The following is a 19,369-nucleotide window of genomic DNA, read 5'->3' as shown; positions in this document are numbered from 1 at the left end:
CCGGTGACAATCCACTTTCTTGAATCCGCAGCGGACCCCCGGGTCTCCGACTACACGCAGCTCACGGACGTGCACCTGCGCAAGCTGCGCGAACCCGCCGAGGGCATGTATATCGCTGAGTCATCCCGGGTGCTGCGGCGTGCCCTGGCAGCAGGACACCAGCCGCGCTCGTTCTTCCTGGCGGAGAAGTGGCTCGAGGACCTCCGGGACGTCCTGGATGCCTATCCGCAGGTCCCGGCCTTCATCGGCAGCGCGGCCCTGCTGGAGGACATCACCGGCTTCCACCTCCACCGCGGAGCCATGGCTGCCATGCAGCGCCCGGCGCCCGTCCCGCTGCCGGAACTGCTGGCCGGGGCACGCAGGGTGGCTGTCCTGGAGGACATCGTGGACCACACCAACGTGGGCGCCATCTTCCGGTCGGCCGCCGCGCTGGACATCGATGCCGTCCTCGTGTCGCCCCGCTGCGGGGACCCCCTCTACCGGCGGAGCGTCCGCGTGAGCATGGGCACGGTGTTCCAGGTGCCGTGGGCCCGGCTCGCCAGCTGGCCGGAGGACCTTCACGTGCTGAAAGAAAACGGCTTCACCGTTGCGGCGCTGGAGCTCACCGACGACGCGCAGGATGTGGACGCAGTCGCCGCCCGGAATCCGGCGAAGCTTGCCCTGGTGCTTGGCACCGAGGGCGCCGGCATGAGCGCCGGGACACTCGCCGCCGTCGATATCGCCGTGAAAATTCCCATGCGAAACGGCGTGGATTCCCTGAATGTCGCGGCCGCGTCAGCTGTTGCCTTCTGGGAGTTGCGCCCCCGGGATTAGGGGTATCGTCAGTCAGGACATTGGTTCGCGGGCACCCGCGTTCTCCGCTATTATTGATAGCTGGCTGTAGTGCGCCCCCGGGCGATGCTGGCGCCATCCCATTCATACCTGGCAGCTGGCAAAATCCAGTTGTGCGAACAAAGGTCCAATTATGAAGTCTGATATCCACCCGAAGTACGAAGCTGTTGTTTTCAACGACCTGGCTTCCGGCACGAAGTTCCTGACCAAGTCCACCGTTTCCTCCTCGAAGACCATCGAGTGGGAAGACGGCAACACCTACCCGGTCATCGATGTCGAAATCTCCTCCGAGTCGCACCCGTTCTACACGGGCAAGCAGCGCATCATGGACTCCGCAGGCCGCGTCGAGCGCTTCAACGCTCGCTTCAAGGGCTTCGGCGGCAAGAAGTAACACACTTCCGCAAAGTTCTTTTGGGAAAGCCCGCACCGGTAAACGGTGCGGGCTTTCTGCGTCCCGGCCGCCTGTTACTGGCATCCGGCAATTCTGGGGCAGGATGGATGGCATGACCGCCACACCCTCTTCAGCAAGCCACTCCGCCTCGCGCCGCCACGGTGAATACAAAGTGCCCGGCGGCAAGCTTGTGGTGGTGGACCTGGATGTTATTGACGGCCGCCTCGCCAACGTCAGCCTCAGCGGCGATTTCTTCCTGGAACCGGACGAGGCCCTCCTGGACATCAACCGGGGGCTCAGGGGACTGCCGGACACCACGACGGCGGCCGAGCTTGCCGCCGTCGTCTCCTCTTCGCTGCCGGCCGGCGCCGCCCTGTTCGGCTTCTCCGCGGACGCCGTCGCCGTCGCCGTCCGCCGTGCCCTGGCGAAGGCGACCTCCTGGGCGGACCACCACTGGAACCTCATCGCACCCACTGTCCTGCCCACCGAAATGAACGTGGCCCTGGACGAGGTTCTCACCGAGGAGGTCGGCGCCGGCCGCCGCCACCCCACCCTCCGGTTTTGGGACTGGCAGGAACCGTCCACGGTGATTGGCAGCTTCCAGTCCTACCGCAACGAGGTTGACCCCGGCGGCGTGGCGAAGCACGGGATCAAGGTTGTCCGGCGCATCAGCGGCGGGGGAGCGATGTTCATGGAGGCCGGCAACTGCATCACGTACTCGCTGTACCTGCCGCAGACCCTCGTTGACGGACTCAGTTTCGCGGACTCCTATCCCTTCCTGGACGCGTGGGTCATGGCAGCACTGGAAAAGCTGGGCATCAACGCCTTCTACGTGCCCCTGAACGACATCGCAACGGACCAGGGCAAGATCGGCGGGGCCGCGCAGAAGCGGCTCGCCAACGGCGGCATGCTGCACCACGTGACCATGAGCTACGACATCGACGCCGACAAGATGGTCGACGTGCTGCGGATCGGCAAGGAAAAGCTCTCGGATAAGGGGACCCGGAGCGCCAAGAAGCGGGTGGATCCGCTCCGGCGCCAGACCGGACTGGCACGCACCGCCATCATCGCCGCTATGACGGAGGTCTTCACAGACCGGTACGGTGCTACGCCCTCACAGCTGACGGAGGGCGAGCTGGCCACCGCAAAGGAGCGCGTCGGCAGCAAGTTCGGCACGGCCGAATGGCTCCACCGCGTCCCCTGAGCCCATCTATTGCTCCGTAACTGTCGTTTTCACCGGCGAAAACGACAGTTACGGAGCAGCCGATGGTGAATTGACGACGGCGGCCTGCGCCGTGAGTGCCCGCAGCAGGTGGCTGCGCTGCTCCACAATGATGCGCTGCAGGGCGCGGGGCGCGTCTGCGTTGGCGGCCAGCCATTCGTCCGTGCGCCGGATGGCGGAGTGCGCTGCAGGGTCGGTGCCCTCGGCCAGGTCCTGGGCCAGCGGGTAGAGGCCCCGGACAATCCGGCTGGCGATCTCGATGCTGCGTTCCTCCCAGACGCTGCGCAGGCACCCGAAATAGGGTTCCACGTACGGCTCCAGGACATCCGCGGGCGCCGTCATGAATCCGCTGATGGTGGCGCTGAGCAGCTGGTTGGAGAGCTCGTTCCCGTCCACTGCCGCTTTCCACGCTGCCGCCTTGGCCTCCGGGTCCGGGCGGGCGGCGAGGGCTGTGGCATGGCCGGCGCGTCCGGACGCCGTGATGTCACGGGCGAGTTCGGCGTCCAGTTCCGCCACCGCCGCCTGGCCGTTGGCTGCCAGGGCATGCCAGAGGTGCCAGCGCAGCTCGGCATCCACGGCCAGGCCCGCCACGGGTGCTGTACCGTCAAGGAGTCCGCGCAGCCGCGGCAGCATGGAATCATCGTGCCGGCTGGCGCTGGCGAGGGTACGTGCCCAGGCCAGCTGCTGGTCGGAGCCGGGTGCGGCCCTGTCCAGTTCCGCCGCTGCGGCTGCCAGGAACGTGGAGCGCAGGGCACCACGTTCGCCGGCCGGCGTGTAGCGTTCGACGGCGGTGCCTGCGTTGTCGAGGATGTTCAGCAGGACGCCGATTCCTGTTTCGGCCGGACCAAACGCAGCCACGGCTTCGACGTACCGCGCCGCCGGGCTTTCCCCGTCCCGGGCCGAGTTCCAGAGCGCCGTCCAGCACAACGCCCGGGCCATGGGGTCCTCGATCCGGTCAAGGGACGAACGGACTGTTGCCTCAGACGCCGGATCCAGCCGCACCTTGGCGTAGGTGAGGTCGTCATCGTTGACCAGCAGGAGCGCGGGCCGGGGCTTGCCGGCGAGCTGGGGGAGTTCCGTCCGGACCCCCGCCACGTCCGTTTCGAAACTGTCGGTGCGCACCAGGGCCCCGCCGCCGTCGAAATTGTAGGAACCCACACGCAGCCGGTGCGGCCGCAGCTCCTCGCGTCCCGTGACCGGGTCCAAGGCGTCCTGGACGATCACCACCCGGCCCAGCAGGCCGCCGTCGTCCGCACCCGGCACAATCTCCAGTGACAACGTGGAGATGCCCGAGGTCTGCAGCCACTGCTGCGCCCAGCCGGCCAGGTCCCGCCCGGAGGAGGCACTCAAAGCGGCCAGTAGGTCATCAAGCGTTGTGTTGCCATACGCGTGCTTGCGGAAGTAGTCGCGGGAGCCGCTGATGAAGGCCTCGAACCCGGCGTAGGCCACCAGTTGCTTCAGCACCGAGGCGCCCTTGGCGTAGGTGATGCCGTCAAAGTTCTGCTTGGCGGCCTCAAGGTCCGGGATGTCCGCCACGATCGGGTGGGTGGTGGGCAGCTGGTCCTGGACGTACGCCCAGGCCTTGCGCTTGTTGGCGAAGTTCACCCACGCGGTGTCCCAGTCCGTGGCGCGGTCCACGCCCAGGGTGCCCATGTAGTCGGCGAAGGATTCCTTAAGCCACAGGTCATCCCACCACTGCATGGTCACGAGGTCCCCGAACCACATGTGCGCCATCTCGTGCATCAGGGTATTGGCACGGCCCTGGTACTGGGCGTCCGTGGCGCGCGAGGTGAACACGTAGCTCTCGGTGAACGTCACCAGGCCGGGGTTCTCCATGGCACCAAGGTTGTATTCGGGAACGAAGGCCTGGTCGTATTTGCCCCAGGGGTAGGGGTAGTCGAAGAGCCGGTTGAAGAAGTCCAGGCCGTTCCTGGTCAGCCTGAACAGTTCGCTAGTGTCGAAGGAGTCCGCCATCGAGGCCCGGCAGTACAGGGCGAGCGGCACGTCCAAAGAGGTGCCGTCGTCGAGCGTTGCCTGCCAGCGGTCCTCCGCCTTGAAGTACGGCCCGGCCAGCACCGTGGTGATGTAGGTGGACATGCGTTCCGTGGCGGCGAAGTCCCACCGGGCGGCCGAGGGGTCGCTGCCGAGGAGGGTGCGGGCTGCCTCCCCGCCGTTGGAGGCCACCTGCCAGCCGGCCGGTGCGGTCACGTGGAAGGTGAAGGAGGCCTTGAGGTCGGGCTGTTCGAAGTTGGCGAACACCCGGCGGGCGTCGGCGGGTTCGTACTGCGTGTAGAGGTAGCACTGGCCGTCGGCGGGATCGACGAAGCGGTGCATGCCTTCGCCGGAGCGGCTGTACAGGGCGGTGCCGGTGACGGCCACCTGGTTTTCGGACTGCAGGTTGTCCAGCCTGATCCTGGCGCCGTCCGCCACGTCCTCCACGCGCAGTTCCCTCCCATTGAGGAAGACACTGTGGACCTCGCCGATGAAGTCCAGGAATGTTGATGCCCCCGGCTGCGAGGCCGTGAAGGTGACGATGCTGCGTGTCGGATAGCCCGCCACTTCCGGATCCGCCGCCTGCCGCACGTCCAGGGAGACGTCGTAACCGGTGGTGCTGATCAGGGCTGAACGGTGGGCGGCTTCATCGCGCTGCAGATTCTCATGTGACACCCAGCTATCTAATCACGTGGTTATCCGGCGATCAGCAGGGCCGCCGCCAGCCCCAGGACGGCGATCAGGAACCACGACGCCAGTGCCGCCAACAGTGCACGCCCGCCCGTGTGCAGGAGCGTCCGGATCCGGACGGCGGACCCCAGGCCGAAGAGCGCGGCGCCCAGCAGGATGTCCTGCAGTGCCGCCCCGGCATCGAGCCAGCCTTCAGCCAGCCAGCCGGTGGAGCGGAGGCCCACCATCGCCACGAAGCCCAGGACGAACAGCGGCACCACCGGCGGCAGTTTCGCGTTGTCGCGGTCCGCAGGGTTCTCCGCCCGTGGCGCGAACCGGTGGTGCGCACCGGCCAGTGCCGCCACCGGCGCCAGCAGGAGTACCCGGGTGAGCTTAACGACGACGGCGATGCCCAGTGCCGCTGTCCCCGCGGTTTGCGCCGTGGCCACCACCTGGCCCACATCGTGCACTGAGGCGCCCGTCCAGGCGCCGAACACGGGCGCGCTGAGCTGCAGGGGATGCACCAGCAGGGGCAGGACGCCGATGGCAAGGGTCCCGCAAAGCGTCACGAGCGCCACCGGAAGGACGGTGTCCACGTGCCGGATGCGGCGGACGGCGGCCATGGCGCCGATGGCGGAGGCACCGCAGATCGAGAAGCCGGTGGCCACCAGCAGCGAGGTCACCGGCGGCAGCCGGAACAGCCGGGAGATCAGGTAGGTGCCGCCAAAACTTGCCCCCACCACGGCGACGATCAGGACCAATGCCAGCCAGCCCAGCCCCAGCACGTCCATGATGCTGGCTTTCAGGCCCAGCAGCACGATGCCGCCGCGCATGAGATGCTTCCCCGCGAAGTCCAGCCCCGGCCGCGCCCTGCCGGCTGTCCACACCCCGGACACGGGAAGGTTGGCGGCCAGCACGCCCAGCACCACAGCCAGCGTCATTGCGGGAAGAGCGGGAACCAGCCGGTGGACCAGGAACGCGGCCGCCAGGGCGACGGCCGCTGTGGCCAGGCCAGGGAGAAGCCTCCCGGGCCGCCCGGGCAGGTCCGGACCGGGCTTGCTGACGGATCTGCGGACTGGCACTCACCTACTGTGCCGGAAAAGAGGCGCAATGCACGAACCAGGGCATCCGGCGCCAACACGCCAGAATGGATGGCAGTAATGAATTCGAAACAAAAAGATGGTTGGCTATTGGACATGTCAGACCTATTCCAGGATTACTCCGTGGCCGCCGGCCGGTCCGGAGCCTACGACGAGATGTTCGCTCCCGGGCAACAGGCCCGGGACTCGTACGGGCAGGTGGCGGACGCCCTCCGGAAGCTCTCCCTTGCCGATGTGAGCGCCCGCGCAGATTCCATGGCGCGTACCTTCCTGGACCGCGGTGTGACCTTCGACTTTGCGGGGGAGGAGCGCCCCTTCCCGCTGGACATCGTTCCCCGGGTCATTCCGGCGGGGGAGTGGGACGTGCTGGAGCGCGGCGTGGCCCAGCGCGTCCGCGCGCTGGAAGCCTTCCTCAACGACGTGTACGACAAGATGACCGTCGTGGCCGACGGCGTGATCCCCCGGCAGCTGGTCACCACCAGTGCGCACTTCCACCGGCAGGTCCACGGGTTCGAACCGGCAGGCGGCGTCCGTGTCCACATTTCCGGCATCGACGTTGTCCGCGACGCCGCCGGGACCTTCCGCGTGCTTGAGGACAATGTCCGGGTTCCCTCCGGCGTGAGCTACGTCCTGGAGAACCGCCGGGCCATGGCCAAGGGCCTGCCTGAGGCGTTCGGCCAGCAGCTCATCCGGCCGGTCGAGGAGTACCCCCGCCGCCTGCTCTCCGCCCTGCGCAAGACCGCACCCTCCGGCGTCGACGATCCCACCGTGGTGGTCCTCACCCCCGGCGTGTTCAACAGCGCCTACTTCGAGCACACCCTCCTCGCGGGCCTCATGGGCGTGGAACTCGTGGAAGGCCGCGACCTCATCTGCCGCGGAAACCGCGTCTACATGCGCACCACGGCCGGCGAACAGCGCGTGGACGTGATCTACAAGCGGATCGACGACGATTTCCTGGACCCGCTGCAGTTCCGCTCGGATTCCATGCTCGGTTGCCCGGGCCTGGTCAACGCCGCCCGGGCAGGCGGCGTGACCATCGCCAACGCCGTGGGCAACGGCGTCGCGGACGACAAACTGGTCTACAGTTACGTCCCTGACCTCATCCGCTACTACCTCAGCGAGGAACCCATCATCGCCAACGTGGACACGTACCGCCTGGAGGAGAAGGAAGCCCGCGAATACACCCTGGACAACCTGGCCGAACTGGTGGTCAAGCCGGTGGACGGCTCCGGCGGCAAGGGCCTGGTCATCGGACCGGATGCGTCCAGGGACGAACTCGATGCCCTCCGCCAGCGGGTCATCGCCGATCCCCGGGGCTGGATTGCCCAGCCGGTGCTGCAGCTCTCCACGGTCCCCACGCTGAGCGGTGACAAGTTCGGCCCCCGCCACGTGGACCTGCGGCCCTTCGCAGTGAACGACGGCGACAACGTCTGGGTGCTGCCGGGCGGGCTGACGCGCGTAGCGCTCAAAGAGGGGTCGCTGATCGTGAATTCCAGCCAGGGCGGCGGGTCCAAGGACACCTGGGTTTTGGCCGACTCGCCGCAGGTGCCGGTGGAAACCGTGCCCCGGCCGTCCATCTCCGTCCGTGAACGCGTCTCGGTATGGCCGGTTGAGAGCAACTGGCGGGACCGCCAGTCGGAGCAGCAGCAGTGAGCCGGGCCGTGACCTGGCAGTTTCCTTTCCCAGTTTCGGGCCCGCAGGAGGTAGCCGCGAATGCTTAGCCGTATTGCCGAGTCCCTATTCTGGATCGGCCGTTATGTGGAGCGTGCGGACGGCACTGCCCGCATCCTCGACGTCCACCTCGAACGGCTCAACCACCTGCCCATGGACGAGCGCAAGAGCGTGGCCCAGGAACTCCTGGCCGTCATGGGCGCACGCCCGCAGAGCGAGGACTTCGGCCTGCCCGAGCTTCTCCACGCCCTGGCCTATGACAAGACCAGCGCCACCTCCATCGCAGGGTCCCTGGGGGCCGCGAGGGAGAACGCCCGTCGCGCCCGCGAAACCGTCTCGTCAGGCCTGTGGGAGAGCCTCAACACCACCTACTACGGGCTGAGCCAGCACCGCAAGGACGTGGTGGGGACCTACCGGTTCTGCAACTGGACGCTGGAACGGACCGCCATGGTCAGTGGCCTGGCGGATACCACTGTCAGCCATGACGAAAGCTGGCTCTTCCTGGTGCTGGGCCGGTCCCTGGAACGCGCGGACATGACCGCCCGGATGCTCTCCACCCGGGACGTGCTGTCCGCCGGAATGTCCTGGGTCAACATGCTCCGGTGCGCCGGGGCGTACGAGTCCTTCCTGCGTACCCGCCGTGCAGCCTTCGGCGACCAGCATGCCGCCGAGTTCCTGCTGCTGGACCGGCTCTTCCCGAGGTCCATCGTCTATGCCCTGAGGGACGCAGACGAGTGCCTGGCCAAGCTGGATCCCTCCGCCCAGCGGGTGGGGTTCATCAACGACGCGCGTCGGATCGTGGGCCAGGCGCGGACATTCCTTGAGTTCCACCGGACGGATGACCTGATGTCCGAGCTCCCGGAGCACATGGAACGCGTGCAGAAAGCCGTAGCGCAGGCGTCGGACGCTATTTCCCGTAAGTACTTCAATCAGGCGGATGAACTGGCCTGGGTGGGAGAAGTATCATGACCCGGCTGAGCATCGTCCACAAGACGGCCTACAAGTACAACAAGCGGGTCACCCTGTCCTACAACGAGGCACGGATGACCCCGCTCACCGATTCCCAGCAGGTGGTGCTGGAGTCGGTGGTCAAGGTGTCGCCGTCGCAGGCCGCCGTCAGCACCTACCGCGACTACTGGGGCACCCGGGTCACGGCGTTCGACATGCAGATGCCGCACGACCACCTCGAAGTGATTTCCAACATCACGGTGGAAGTCCACCGCGCCGAGAAGATCCCGGCCGAGGCGGACATTGCCGGCTGGGACGTCCTGGCCTCACCGGAAACCCTCAACACGTTCAGCGACTGGCTCCCGCAGTCCAGGCTCAGCGGCCCGGGAGACGAAGTGCTGGGCATCATTCCCGGCGTGGTCGCAGGGAAGAACCCGCACGAGGCCGCCATGGCCGTGTTTGAGTGGATGCGCGGGGAGATGACCTACATGTCCGGTTCAACCGCGGTCACCACCAACGCGGAAGAGGCGTGGGGCCAGCGCCAGGGTGTCTGCCAGGACCTGGCGCACCTGGCGATCGGTGCGCTGCGCAGCTGCGGGATTCCGGCACGCTACGTGTCCGGCTACCTGCACCCGCGGTCCAGTGCCGGCATCGGCGAGACAGTGGCGGGGCAGTCACATGCGTGGCTGGAATTCTGGGACGGTGACTGGCGCAGCTGGGACCCCACCAACCACAAGCCCGCCGGCGACTTCCACGTCACCGTGGCCCGGGGGCGGGACTACCGTGACGTGCCGCCGCTGAAGGGCATCCTGTCCGGTGGTGGCGGTTCCGCGCTGAGCGTCAGCGTGGAGATCACCCAGCTCGCCTGACCGGCGGTCCCGTGGAGCCGCGCCACCCCCGTGGGCCCTTGGCCAGGACTTCTGGAGAGTTCCTAGCTTTCCAGAACGGGGATGCCCAGCCGGGAGCAGACATCGGCGGGCCCCGGTATCACCGCAACTGTGTTGTCCACGACGCAGGCCCTCAGGTCCGGGACGAAGTGCCCGGGACCGAAGGTGTTGGGGAAAGCCGTGGCGGGGTTGCCTTGCTCGTCCGTTACGGTGCCTGTCGGGGCGGGAGCCGGGGCGGGTTCGTTGTAGCCCGGGGGGATAAGGTCGTCAGTGATTCCCCCCGGGTTCATCAGTCCCTGGTCCCAATTGAAAGCGCAAAGGCCCACAGGGTCCGCAATCTGCTGTTTTCCTGCCTGGAAGTCACGCTGCAGGGCTCCTGCGTCGTAGTCGAACCCCTCGTCCATGGCCCCGGCAAGGAGATAGGGCTGCATCCTGTTTCCGGGGGAATGGGGGGAGGGGTAGGTGGTGGTCAGGTCCGCGCGGTAATAGCACCGGATGTCGCGTTTGTCCTCAACCGGCGCGAAGGCCACGTAAGCTACGGCCGCCGTCGAGCCTGCCAACGCCAGGCCGGCCAGGGACAACGCTACCGGCCTGCGCCACCACGGACTGCGGCGCGGCTGGGCCGCCGCTTCACGGACCACCGCGTCCCGCGCAGCCTGGCGGGTTTCCGCAGGATACTGGATGTCTGAAAATTTCATGACTGCCTCGATTCCACAGGGTTGTTCTGCTCCAGCCGGAGCAAAGGTGAGACCGCAGCGGCGGCCCGCAACTTCTTCTTCGCCCGGTTCACGCGGGATCGGATTGTTCCAACGCGTACCTGGAGAGCCTCCGCTGCCTCCACGTACGAGCAGCCGTTAACTGCACACAGCAACAGCGCATCCCGTTCGCCGCCGGTAAGGTTCGTAGCGCCGTCAAGCAGGTCCTTCACCAAATTTTCCGCATCCACGCGGGCCGCGATTGCAGACGAAGGATCGGCCTCCACAGCAGCGTGCGGCAACCGCCTCAGGAACTGCTCGTGGCGGCGCACGGAGCGGGCACGGTTGCGTGCTGAGTTGGTGGCTACGCCGAGCAGCCAGGGAAGGAGCGAGTCCCGTTCCAGGACCAGCCGGCTGCGCTGCCGCCAGGCCTCAAGGAACGTGATGGAGACGAGGTCTTCGGCATCCTGCCAGGACCCGGTCCGGCTCAGGCAGTACCGGAATACGGCATCTGCATAACGGTCAAACAGTCCGCCCAGTGCTTCTGCCTCGCCCTGAATACACCTGTCCCACAGTTCCGCATCTGTTCCCCCAAGTTGTTCCATACCTCATAGTGTCCGGGAGTCCGCAAAAAGTTCCCTGTCACATTCTGTGGGCTGTTGCCATAGGACAGTCGCTAGGGCCCTGTATGGAGGACCGAGCCGCCCAGGTTCTTCTGGATGAGCTGCGGATCCTCGCTGACCACGGTCCAGTTCTTGCCGACGTTGACCGCGCGTTGCCCAGCCGGCCTCCAGAAATCCAGCTGCGCCTCCAGATGCAAGTCGTCGGTGTAGATCGCAAGGTAGGTGAACTCGCTGCAGCTTGCGGAGGAGGCAGAGAACTTGGAAGGAGGGGTGTCCAGCACCAGCTCCCGGCATACCAGGCCGGCGGATTCCACAGCTTCCTGCAAGTCGTCTATCGACTCGTACGTTCCGCCATCTTCCGGCGGGGCCGTGGCGTCAGAAGTAGAGCATGACGCCAGGAAGAGCACAAGGATAGCTGCGGCTGAGCCCGCAGTGAGTCGGTTCATCTCTGGTCCCCATTCAGAATTGCCGCCGTTACCCCAGCCTACGTCGCCCCACTCACACGCCAGACGGTCAGGGCATCCCCGCGTACCGCTCAGATCGATTAGCGGCTCCCCCGATAGGAATGCCGGCCGGGGCAGTGGGGCGGTTCTACTCCTGGGCAGTCTTGATGGCGCCGCTGAGCTGGGTCCACCAGGTCATGGGTTCCGTCACCCTGAAGCGTCGGCCCGTGATGGTGTCCGGGGTGATGCGGACGAACACGTCCTTCTTGCCTGCCTGCCACGGGAAGAGGAAGAGCTGCGCTGTCTCCAGGACCTGTTCGGTGCCGGTGACGACGGCGGCCGTCCCCTTCACCACCACGCTCCAGGCCAGTCCGGTGTCAGGATCCACTCCGTCGGCTTCCACGGCCACCGCAGCGTCTTCCGAGGCTCCGGAGAGCTTGGTTCCTTCGCTCGTGCGGAACACGAGGGTGCCGCCGTCCACCGTGTAATTGATGGGGAAAATATCCGGCCGGCCCGAGACCAGGACGGCCAGCCTGCCGACGGACACGTTCCGGAGCATGGCCCAGCACTCGTGGTGTTCAAGATTCTGCACTTCAGATATCGGTTCGCCGCTCATGCCGCGAGCTTACCCTCACCAGGGGCTGGGTTTGTAGTCCTTGAGGAACACCCCGTACTGGTCTTCGCCGTTCTCGCCCATAACGATGGGATCGTAAACGCGGGCGGCGCCGTCCACGAGGTCCAAGGGTGCGTGGAACCCTTCCTCCATGAGCCTGACCTTGGTAAAGTGCGGACGCTCATCGGTGATCCAGCCCGTGTCCACCGCGGTCATGAGGATGCCGTCGCTGTCCAGCATCTCCTGGGCGCTGGTGCGCGTCATCATGTTGAGCGCTGCCTTGGCCATATTGGTGTGCGGGTGGCCGGGGCCCTTGTAGGCGCGGGAGAACTGGCCTTCCATGGCGGAGACGTTCACGATGTACTTACGCCGGGCTGTGGAGCGTTTCATGGCGGCGCGCAGCCGGCTCACCAGCAGGAACGGTGCCGTCACGTTGCAAAGCTGCACCTCAAGCATTTCCAGCGGGTCGACCTCGTCCACCACCTGGGTCCAGCTGTTAATGGTGGCCAGGTCCGGAACCAGGCCGCCGGCGTCGATGGCCGTTCCGGAGGCAATCCGCTCCAATGATGCAGAACCGGTGGACAGCGCCAGGGACGTGATCGCGTCTCCGGCCAGGACAGGGTGCTCGGTGACGCTGCTGGCCAGCGCCAAGGGGTGCTTGTCATGCGCGTGGCCGAACGTCACCAGTTCCGGGCCGCCGTTGGCCTGCTCCAGGGCTGGCGGCAGGGGCTCGTCCTCGGCGTCCACCAACGGCTTGTAGGCATTGCCGGACCGGCGGACCGTCTGGGCCGCATTGTTGATGATGATATCCAGCGGTCCCGCCTCATTGAGGGAGTCCGTCAGGGCCATCACTTGGGCGGGGTCGCGCAAGTCGATGCCCACAATGCGGAGCCGGTGCAGCCACTCTCCACTGTCCTCCATCGCGGCGAACCGGCGGGCGGCGTCCTTGGGGAACCGTGTGGTGATGGTGGTGTGGGCGCCGTCACGCAGCAGCCGGAGCGCGATGTACATACCGATTTTCGCCCGCCCGCCGGTGAGCAGGGCGCGGCGGCCCGTGAGGTCGGTCCGCGCGTCCCGCTTGCTGTGGCTGAAGGCCGCACACTCCGGACACAGCTGATGGTAAAAGGCATCCACCTGGGTGTAGTGCTGCTTGCAGATGTAGCACGGGCGCGACCGGATGAGGTGTCCCGCGACCGCGCCCGTGGCCGAGGTGGCCAGCTTGTTGCCGCGGGTCTCGTCGTCGATGCGGTCGGGAGCGGCGGTGGCGGTCTGGGCAAGGACTGCCCGGTCTGCCTCGGAAATCAGGTCGCGCTTGGTGACCCGCCGGTGCCTCTTGACGGCCTTGAACATCTTCCCCGTGGCTCGCCGCACCGAGATGTAGTCCGGGTGCTCCTCGTCATAGGCGTGGATGGTGTTCAGGACCTTGAGGCAGGCCTGGATTTCCTCAGGGGTCAGATCGGGGGAGCTCATTGTACCGATTTTACAGCCTGGGACACTGCCGGCCGCACCTGTGCAGGCGGGCCGGCCCCCGGGGTGAAGCGCTAGATCCTGGCGCCGGGTGCGGCGTCGGCAGCGGCCGCAGCGTGTGTCTCGGCCACCCTGTCCACGGATTCCTGCAGGTCGGGATGCTGGCCTGCAGCTGCCTTCACTGCGTTCGGGACAAGGTGGAGGTTCCGGGCAGCAAGCTGCCGCTCCTCGTCAGTGGGTTCGGGTACGGTCTGCCCCTTGGCGAGGACCGTGATGCCGGACTCGGTGACCTTGAAGCCGCGGGCACGGTCCAGGTCCGCGTCCAGTTCGATCGCCGCCCCTGCCGGCACCTTGACGTTCTTGTCGATGATGGCCCGGTTCACAACGGCGCCCGCGCCGATCTGCACCTTGTCCATCAGGACGGAGTCGATAACCCGGCTGCTGGTGGCCACGTAGACGTCGTTGGAGAGCACAGAGCCCTCCACGATGCCGCCGGAAATCACCACGCCGCTGGAGACGATCGAATCCAGCGCGGTGCCCACCGTGTTGTTCTGGCCGCGCACGAACTTTGCCGGCGGGGAGATGCTCTGCCTCGTGTAGATGGGCCACTCGGAGTTGTAGAGGTTGAAGACCGGCAGCGGGGAAATGAGGTCCATGTGCGCGTCGTAGAAAGAGTCGATGGTGCCCACATCCCGCCAGTAGGTGCGGTCACGCTCGGTGGAGCCGGGGATGTCGTTGAGGGTGAAGTCGTACACGTCGGCTTCGCCCTGGTTGACGAAGTAGGGGATGATGTCCCCGCCCATGTCGTGCTTGGTGTCCAGCCGCTCGGCGTCGACATGGAGCGCGGCCACCAGAGCGTCGGCGTCAAAGACGTAGTTGCCCATGGAGGCCAGGAACTGCGAGGGATCGGCGGCGAGGCCCGGAGTGCTTGAGGGCTTTTCCACGAACGCCGAAATCTTCTGCGGGTTGTCCTGGTCCACCTCGATCACGCCAAACTGGTCCGCCATGTGCAGGGGCTGCCGGACGGCGGCAACCGTCGCCTTGGCGCCGCTGTTGACGTGCTGCTCCACCATCTGGGCGAAGTCCATGCGGTAGACGTGGTCGGCGCCGACAACCACCACGATGTCCGGGTTGGCGTCGTGGATCAAGTTCAGGGACTGGTAGATGGCGTTGGCGCTGCCAAGGAACCAGCTCTTGCCCACGCGCTGCTGCGCCGGCACGGAGGCGACGTAGTTCCCGAGCTGGGTGGACATGCGCCAGGCTTCCGAAATATGCCGGTCGAGGCTATGGGATTTGTATTGGGTGAGGACCACGATTTGCAGGTAGCGCGAGTTCACCAGGTTGGAAATCGCAAAATCGATCAGGCGGTAGCTCCCGGCGAAAGGCACCGCCGGCTTCGCCCGGTCTGCCGTCAGTGGCATCAGTCTGTTTCCCTCGCCACCCGCGAGGACAATGGCCAGGACTTTTTTGTTCAACGGCATGATGGTCGCTCCTGTACGCCTTCGTAACTCCCCAAGACAGTCCGGTACGCCCGGACCCCTTCACACTAGAACAGTTAAGCTGGAAGGACTACCTTGGGTCTTGTGCGTATAGACATTGTGACCAAAGAGTTCCCGCCGGAGATCTACGGTGGCGCCGGAGTCCACGTGGCCGAATTGAGCAGGGTGCTTAGTAAGCATGTTGACCTGCAGGTTCGTGCTTTTGGGGCTCCCCGCGATACCGACTATCATGGCGCCGCCGTAACGTCCTACCAGGTGCCGGAGGACCTTGGCGGAGCTAACGCCGCGGTCCAGACCCTCGGTGTGGACCTGCGGATTGTGCCGGACGTGGAAGGCGCGGACCTGGTCCATTCGCACACCTGGTACGCCAACATGGCCGGGCACCTGGCTTCCCTGCTGCACGGTATCCCGCATGTCCTGAGCGCCCACAGCCTGGAGCCGCTGCGGCCCTGGAAGGCGGAGCAGCTCGGTGGCGGGTATGCGCTCTCGTCCTGGGTGGAGAAGACCGCGTACGAGGCAGCCGCAGCCATCATCGCGGTTTCGGAGGGCATGCGCCAGGACATCCTGCGCAGCTACCCGGACGTCGATCCCGAAAAGGTCCGGGTGGTCCACAACGGCATCGACGTCGAGATGTGGCAACGTGACGAAAATGACGACGCCGTCCGCGCCCTGGGCATTGACCCCGCCAAGCCCAGCGTGGTCTTTGTGGGCAGGAACACACGCCAGAAGGGCGTGCCCTACCTCCTCCGCGCAGCGGCCAAGCTGCCGGCTGACGTTCAACTGGTCCTGTGCCTGGGGGCCGCGGACACTCCCGAACTTGCTTCCGAAACGGCACGGCTCATTGAGGAACTGCAAAGCCAGCGGACCGGCGTGGTGCTGATTGAGCGGATGCTGCCGCGCCACGAGCTCATCCAGGTGCTCAGCCACGCCACTGCCTTCGCCTGCCCCTCCATCTACGAGCCGCTCGGCATCGTCAACCTGGAGGCCATGGCGTGCGGCGCAGCAGTGGTTGCCAGCGCCACCGGCGGAATTCCGGAGGTGGTGGAGCACGGCCAGACCGGCCTCCTGGTTGGCCTTGAGCAGGTCACCGACGGCACCGGAACGCCCCTCGATCCCGAAAAATTCGTGACCGAATTCGCCGCAGCCCTCACCGAGGTGGTCTCCGACCCGGAGCGCGCCCGCGCTATGGGCCAGGCAGGCCGGCTGCGTGCCGAGAAGCACTTCTCCTGGGAATCCATTACGGAAACCACGCTCGAGGTGTACCGCTCCGTGCTCCCGGCCCGGAGCTAGCGAACCTATGTGAAGGACGGCCTAATGACGACGACGGCGCCGCTTCCCCCGCAAGGGGAGCGGCGCCGTCGTCGTTCATGACGCCAGGGGACGGTCAGTTCCGCTTGGCGGCGGCGGTCCTGGCCAGCAGCACCTTCTCGTCCACCGGGGCCTGGCCGCTGGCCCGCTGGCTGCGGAAGTAGGCCCGTGCCCCGTCCTGCCGTTCCTTCTCGGCGCCTGTTGCCACGGCGGCGCGCACATGGTCATCGCCATAACCGAACGCTTCCACGAGGTCCAGGGCGTGCGGCCGGATCTTCACCAGCAGCCTGTTGATGTATTCGCCCACCGTGCGGCCCCGCTGCATGGAGAGGCGCCCGTTCATGAGGTACCAGGACAGGTTCTTCTCGATCAGCGACAGGCCAAAGAGGTCCCGCAGCCAGGTCAGGACCATCCTGGTCCCGGGATCTTCCACCTCGCGGAGGGCGTCCGTGAAGGCCTCCCACTGCAGGAGCTCGGCGTGCGCCTGTGCGGCGTCGATGAGTTCGTTCTGGTGCCGGTTGAACAGCGCGGCGCCTTTCTCCTGCGAGAGCCTGTTGCTGCCCCTGAGCGAGCCCGCCGCCTCCGCCACCATGGTCTGGACACGGTCGGTGAGCAGCGCGCGCTGGCCCGCCTCGTCGCGGAGGGCGATGGCAGCCCGCTGCACCGAACCGGTGTCGGCCATGAACTGGGCAACCTGGCGCAGGCCGGTCCGGTGGATCGCGGCGCCGGTGGCCTGGCCCACCACGTAGCGTGCCATGACGCCGAAGTCCACGTTCCGGAACTCTTTGGCGTAATCAGCCAGGAGCCGCTTTGCCACCAGCTGCAGCAACACCGTGTTGTCACCTTCGAACGTGGCGTAGACGTCCAGGTCTGCCCGCAGTGAGGCGAAGCGGTTTTCGATCAGGAAGCCGGCGCCGCCGCAGGCTTCCCGGCATTCCTGCAGGGTGTCCAGTGCGTGCCAGGTGCTCAGCGCCTTCAGGGCGGCAGCCAGGGTTTCCAGGTCCTGGCGGTCCTCGTCCGTGTCGTGGGCGCCGGAGAAGACGTCGTCGAACTTCTCCAGCAGCTGTTCGTGGGCGAACCCGGCGGCGTAGGTGGTAGCGAGCCGCGTGAACAGGCGCCGCTGGTGCCGCTGGTAGTCGAGGAGGACTTCCTCGTCTGTATGAGAGGAGGCGTTGAACTGGCGGCGTTCCGTGGCGTAGCCAATGGCCGCTTTCAAAGCCACCTTGGACGCCGCCACCGCAGCGCCGTCGAGTGATACCCGTCCCTGGACCAGTGTGCCGAGCATGGTGAAGAACCGGCGGCCGGGGCTGGCAATGGGCGACGAATAGGTTCCGTCAGGAGCGACGTCACCGTAGCGGTTGAGGAGGTTTGTCCGGGGGATCCGGACGTTGGTGAAGTGCAGCCGGCCGTTGTCGATGCCATTGAGCCCGCCCTTGATGCCGTCGTCCTCGCCCCCGATTCCCGGCAGGAACTCCTTGGTCGCCGGATCCCTGAGGTCCACGTAGAAGGCATGGACGCCATGGTTTACTCCGCGGGTGACCAGCTGGGCGAACACCACGGCGCCCAGTCCGTCGGTGGCCGCATTGCCGATGTAGTCCTTCCAGGCGGCGCGGAAGGGGGTGTGCACCACGAACTCCTCCGTGGCCGGGTCATAGGTTGCGGTGGTCGCAATACTGGCCACGTCCGAGCCGTGTCCCGTCTCGGTCATGGCGAAGCAGCCGGGAATGTCCAGGTTCATGATGCCCGGAAGCCACCTGGCATGGTGTCCGGCAGTGCCGAGGTGCATCACGGCAGAGCCGAAAAGTCCCCACTGCACCCCGGCCTTGATCTGGAGCGAGGGATCGGCCACCACAAGCTCCTCGAAGCCGGCGATGTTGCCGCCGTGGTCGTCAGAACCGCCCAGCGCTGCCGGGAATGCGCGGTGGACGGCTTCATTCTCCACCAGGTACCGCAGCTGCCCGAACACCCTCTTCCGGTGCTCGGTGTGCGTCAGGCCCTCGGTCTTGTGGAGTTCGGGGCGGGCGGCAAGCTCCCTGGCCTGGAGCCGGACATCGGCCCACTTACCCAGCAGTTGCCGGCCCAGTGCTTCCACGTCAACGGCGGGCTGGGCCCGGGAAGGGCCCGGTGCCGGTTTGTCGGCGGCGGGGCGCTGCCCCTTGCCGGCTGGACGGTCCACTACTTCAGTCATGTCAATGTCCTTCGTTGGTGCTGACAGTGCTTATTGCTACGTGGTTTCAGGTGGTTGGTACGTTGGCTGCGGGTCGAGCTGGTGGTCCGGCGGGCAGTGCGGGGTCATCCCCGTGCCGACGGCGAGAGTTCGGGGGCGATGCCCACGCACAGCCAGGCCGTGATCTGCCGTGCCATCGCCTCCTGGCCGGGCTTGGCAGGGGAGTCCGGAGTGCTGAGCCACTGTTCCCCGGCGTTCCTTACCAGTCCGATCGCCGCCTTGGGCCAGTAGCCGATGACCGACTGCTTACCGTCGCCCAGGTGCGACCTCATGGGGGTGGCAATCATGTCCGCCACCGCGTCAAAGAAGTGCCCGAGGGCACCGGACACTGCGCCCGAGGAACCTTCGGGGTCCCCGCTGCCGTACCGGGTGACGAACGTGTAGACGTTAGGGCTGGTGTCCGCCATCTGGAGGTAGGCGGAGACCATGGCCAGGAGACCTTCGCGCGGAGTGTCCGCGTTCTGGGCGGCTTCCTGGATCCGGCGCTGCATCTGGCTCAGGACAACTTCGCCCACAGCCTGCTGAAGCCCGGCTTTGTCGCCGAAATAGCGGTAGAACACGGACTTCGAGGTGCCGGCGGCGGCGGCGATCTCTTCCATGGAAGCGTCGCTGCCCAACACGTGCACTGCACGCCGTGCGGACTTGATCAGCTCCCGGCGGCGTTCCTCCCGGTGGCTCTGCCAGCGCGAAGAGCGCCCGTCAGGACTGCCGGTTGCCGACGGCACCATTGGGCCGCTTTCGTGGATGTTCACGATACTCAGCGTATCAGGTACGCTGGGTATC

17 protein-coding genes are annotated in these 19,369 nt (G+C 66.3%); 7 read left to right on the top strand and 10 right to left on the bottom strand.

From position 1 onward, the window contains the following. Positions 1-3 precede the first annotated feature (3 nt). From IEX43_RS02705 to IEX43_RS02695, 3 genes are all read left to right on the top strand, one after another. Positions 4-813: a TrmH family RNA methyltransferase gene (locus IEX43_RS02705; RefSeq protein WP_188808936.1), complete on the top strand. Its 810-nt coding sequence runs from the start codon at positions 4-6 to the stop codon at positions 811-813. A 151-nt stretch (positions 814-964) separates the two neighbouring features. Further along, a complete protein-coding gene (locus IEX43_RS02700) occupies positions 965-1,222 on the top strand; it encodes a type B 50S ribosomal protein L31 (RefSeq protein ID WP_066275740.1) in 258 nt (85 codons plus the stop codon). A gap of 112 nt (positions 1,223-1,334) precedes the next feature. Next, complete coding sequence (locus IEX43_RS02695) at positions 1,335-2,426, top strand: lipoate--protein ligase family protein (RefSeq protein WP_188808935.1); 1,092 nt, start codon at positions 1,335-1,337, stop codon at positions 2,424-2,426. A 48-nt stretch (positions 2,427-2,474) separates the two neighbouring features. Here the strand turns inward: IEX43_RS02695 and pepN are convergent, their stop codons facing one another. Continuing rightward, positions 2,475-5,111 (bottom strand): aminopeptidase N, encoded by a 2,637-nt coding sequence (gene pepN, locus IEX43_RS02690; RefSeq protein WP_188808934.1) that lies wholly within the window; start codon positions 5,109-5,111, stop codon positions 2,475-2,477. 20 nt (positions 5,112-5,131) lie between these two features. After that, the gene (locus IEX43_RS02685) at positions 5,132-6,187 is read right to left on the bottom strand and encodes a YeiH family protein (protein ID WP_377102836.1); all 1,056 of its coding nucleotides are present in this window, start codon (positions 6,185-6,187) and stop codon (positions 5,132-5,134) included. 114 nt (positions 6,188-6,301) lie between these two features. Between IEX43_RS02685 and IEX43_RS02680 the strand changes: the two genes are divergently transcribed. The 3 genes from IEX43_RS02680 to IEX43_RS02670 are packed head-to-tail and all read left to right on the top strand — an operon-like array spanning position 6,302 to position 9,693. Further along, a complete protein-coding gene (locus IEX43_RS02680; RefSeq protein ID WP_066275748.1) occupies positions 6,302-7,858 on the top strand; it encodes a circularly permuted type 2 ATP-grasp protein in 1,557 nt (518 codons plus the stop codon). 60 nt (positions 7,859-7,918) lie between these two features. Further along, positions 7,919-8,845, top strand: coding sequence for an alpha-E domain-containing protein (locus IEX43_RS02675; RefSeq protein WP_066275749.1), 927 nt, complete (start codon positions 7,919-7,921; stop codon positions 8,843-8,845). Further along, the gene (locus tag IEX43_RS02670; protein ID WP_188808933.1) at positions 8,842-9,693 is read left to right on the top strand and encodes a transglutaminase family protein; all 852 of its coding nucleotides are present in this window, start codon (positions 8,842-8,844) and stop codon (positions 9,691-9,693) included. Before IEX43_RS02675 ends, IEX43_RS02670 begins: the two co-directional genes overlap by 4 nt. A 62-nt stretch (positions 9,694-9,755) precedes the next feature. Here IEX43_RS02670 and IEX43_RS02665 read toward each other — a convergent pair whose 3' ends face one another. The 6 genes from IEX43_RS02665 to glgC form a co-directional block, all read right to left on the bottom strand. Next, a complete protein-coding gene (locus IEX43_RS02665; protein WP_188808932.1) occupies positions 9,756-10,409 on the bottom strand; it encodes a hypothetical protein in 654 nt (217 codons plus the stop codon). After that, complete coding sequence (locus IEX43_RS02660) at positions 10,406-11,011, bottom strand: RNA polymerase sigma factor (RefSeq protein ID WP_188808931.1); 606 nt, start codon at positions 11,009-11,011, stop codon at positions 10,406-10,408. The genes IEX43_RS02665 and IEX43_RS02660 overlap by 4 nt, the downstream gene beginning before the upstream one ends. A 71-nt stretch (positions 11,012-11,082) precedes the next feature. Further along, positions 11,083-11,475, bottom strand: coding sequence for a hypothetical protein (locus IEX43_RS02655; protein WP_188808930.1), 393 nt, complete (start codon positions 11,473-11,475; stop codon positions 11,083-11,085). A gap of 145 nt (positions 11,476-11,620) precedes the next feature. After that, complete coding sequence (locus IEX43_RS02650) at positions 11,621-12,088, bottom strand: pyridoxamine 5'-phosphate oxidase family protein (protein ID WP_188808929.1); 468 nt, start codon at positions 12,086-12,088, stop codon at positions 11,621-11,623. Positions 12,089-12,103: 15 nt separating this feature from the next. Further along, complete coding sequence (locus IEX43_RS02645) at positions 12,104-13,555, bottom strand: SDR family NAD(P)-dependent oxidoreductase (RefSeq protein WP_188808928.1); 1,452 nt, start codon at positions 13,553-13,555, stop codon at positions 12,104-12,106. Positions 13,556-13,626: 71 nt separating this feature from the next. Further along, a complete protein-coding gene (glgC, locus tag IEX43_RS02640) occupies positions 13,627-15,033 on the bottom strand; it encodes a glucose-1-phosphate adenylyltransferase (protein ID WP_188808927.1) in 1,407 nt (468 codons plus the stop codon). A 102-nt stretch (positions 15,034-15,135) separates the two neighbouring features. Here glgC and glgA point away from each other — a divergent pair, with 102 nt between their 5' ends. Continuing rightward, on the top strand, positions 15,136-16,341 hold the full coding sequence (glgA, locus tag IEX43_RS02635; RefSeq protein WP_194483503.1) for a glycogen synthase: 1,206 nt from the start codon (positions 15,136-15,138) through the stop codon (positions 16,339-16,341). A gap of 94 nt (positions 16,342-16,435) precedes the next feature. On the opposite strand, the gene IEX43_RS02630 is transcribed toward glgA, so the two are convergent. Both IEX43_RS02630 and IEX43_RS02625 read right to left on the bottom strand, forming a co-directional pair. Next, positions 16,436-18,547 carry an acyl-CoA dehydrogenase family protein gene (locus IEX43_RS02630; protein WP_188808926.1) on the bottom strand — a complete coding sequence of 704 codons (2,112 nt, stop codon included), beginning with the start codon at positions 18,545-18,547 and terminating at the stop codon, positions 16,436-16,438. Between the two features lie 104 nt (positions 18,548-18,651). After that, the gene (locus IEX43_RS02625) at positions 18,652-19,314 is read right to left on the bottom strand and encodes a TetR/AcrR family transcriptional regulator (RefSeq protein ID WP_188809059.1); all 663 of its coding nucleotides are present in this window, start codon (positions 19,312-19,314) and stop codon (positions 18,652-18,654) included. Positions 19,315-19,369: the final 55 nt, after the last annotated feature.

Source organism: Pseudarthrobacter polychromogenes, from assembly GCF_014644495.1.
In the GTDB taxonomy this organism is placed as follows: Bacteria; Actinomycetota; Actinomycetes; order Actinomycetales; family Micrococcaceae; genus Arthrobacter; species Arthrobacter polychromogenes.
The sequence above is the reverse complement of the archived record's forward strand: the minus strand, read 5'-3'. Positions and strand labels throughout refer to the sequence as shown.

Coding starts and splice junctions, on each gene's coding strand:
- IEX43_RS02700 (WP_066275740.1), top strand. CDS start 965: ATGAAGTCTGATATCCACCCGAAGTACGAAGCTGTTGTTTTCAACGAC.
- IEX43_RS02695 (WP_188808935.1), top strand. CDS start 1,335: ATGACCGCCACACCCTCTTCAGCAAGCCACTCCGCCTCGCGCCGCCAC.
- IEX43_RS02680 (WP_066275748.1), top strand. CDS start 6,302: ATGTCAGACCTATTCCAGGATTACTCCGTGGCCGCCGGCCGGTCCGGA.
- IEX43_RS02675 (WP_066275749.1), top strand. CDS start 7,919: ATGCTTAGCCGTATTGCCGAGTCCCTATTCTGGATCGGCCGTTATGTG.
- IEX43_RS02670 (WP_188808933.1), top strand. CDS start 8,842: ATGACCCGGCTGAGCATCGTCCACAAGACGGCCTACAAGTACAACAAG.
- IEX43_RS02665 (WP_188808932.1), bottom strand. CDS start 10,409: ATGAAATTTTCAGACATCCAGTATCCTGCGGAAACCCGCCAGGCTGCG.
- IEX43_RS02660 (WP_188808931.1), bottom strand. CDS start 11,011: ATGGAACAACTTGGGGGAACAGATGCGGAACTGTGGGACAGGTGTATT.
- IEX43_RS02655 (WP_188808930.1), bottom strand. CDS start 11,475: ATGAACCGACTCACTGCGGGCTCAGCCGCAGCTATCCTTGTGCTCTTC.
- IEX43_RS02650 (WP_188808929.1), bottom strand. CDS start 12,088: ATGAGCGGCGAACCGATATCTGAAGTGCAGAATCTTGAACACCACGAG.
- IEX43_RS02645 (WP_188808928.1), bottom strand. CDS start 13,555: ATGAGCTCCCCCGATCTGACCCCTGAGGAAATCCAGGCCTGCCTCAAG.
- glgC (WP_188808927.1), bottom strand. CDS start 15,033: ATGCCGTTGAACAAAAAAGTCCTGGCCATTGTCCTCGCGGGTGGCGAG.
- IEX43_RS02630 (WP_188808926.1), bottom strand. CDS start 18,547: ATGACTGAAGTAGTGGACCGTCCAGCCGGCAAGGGGCAGCGCCCCGCC.
- IEX43_RS02625 (WP_188809059.1), bottom strand. CDS start 19,314: ATGGTGCCGTCGGCAACCGGCAGTCCTGACGGGCGCTCTTCGCGCTGG.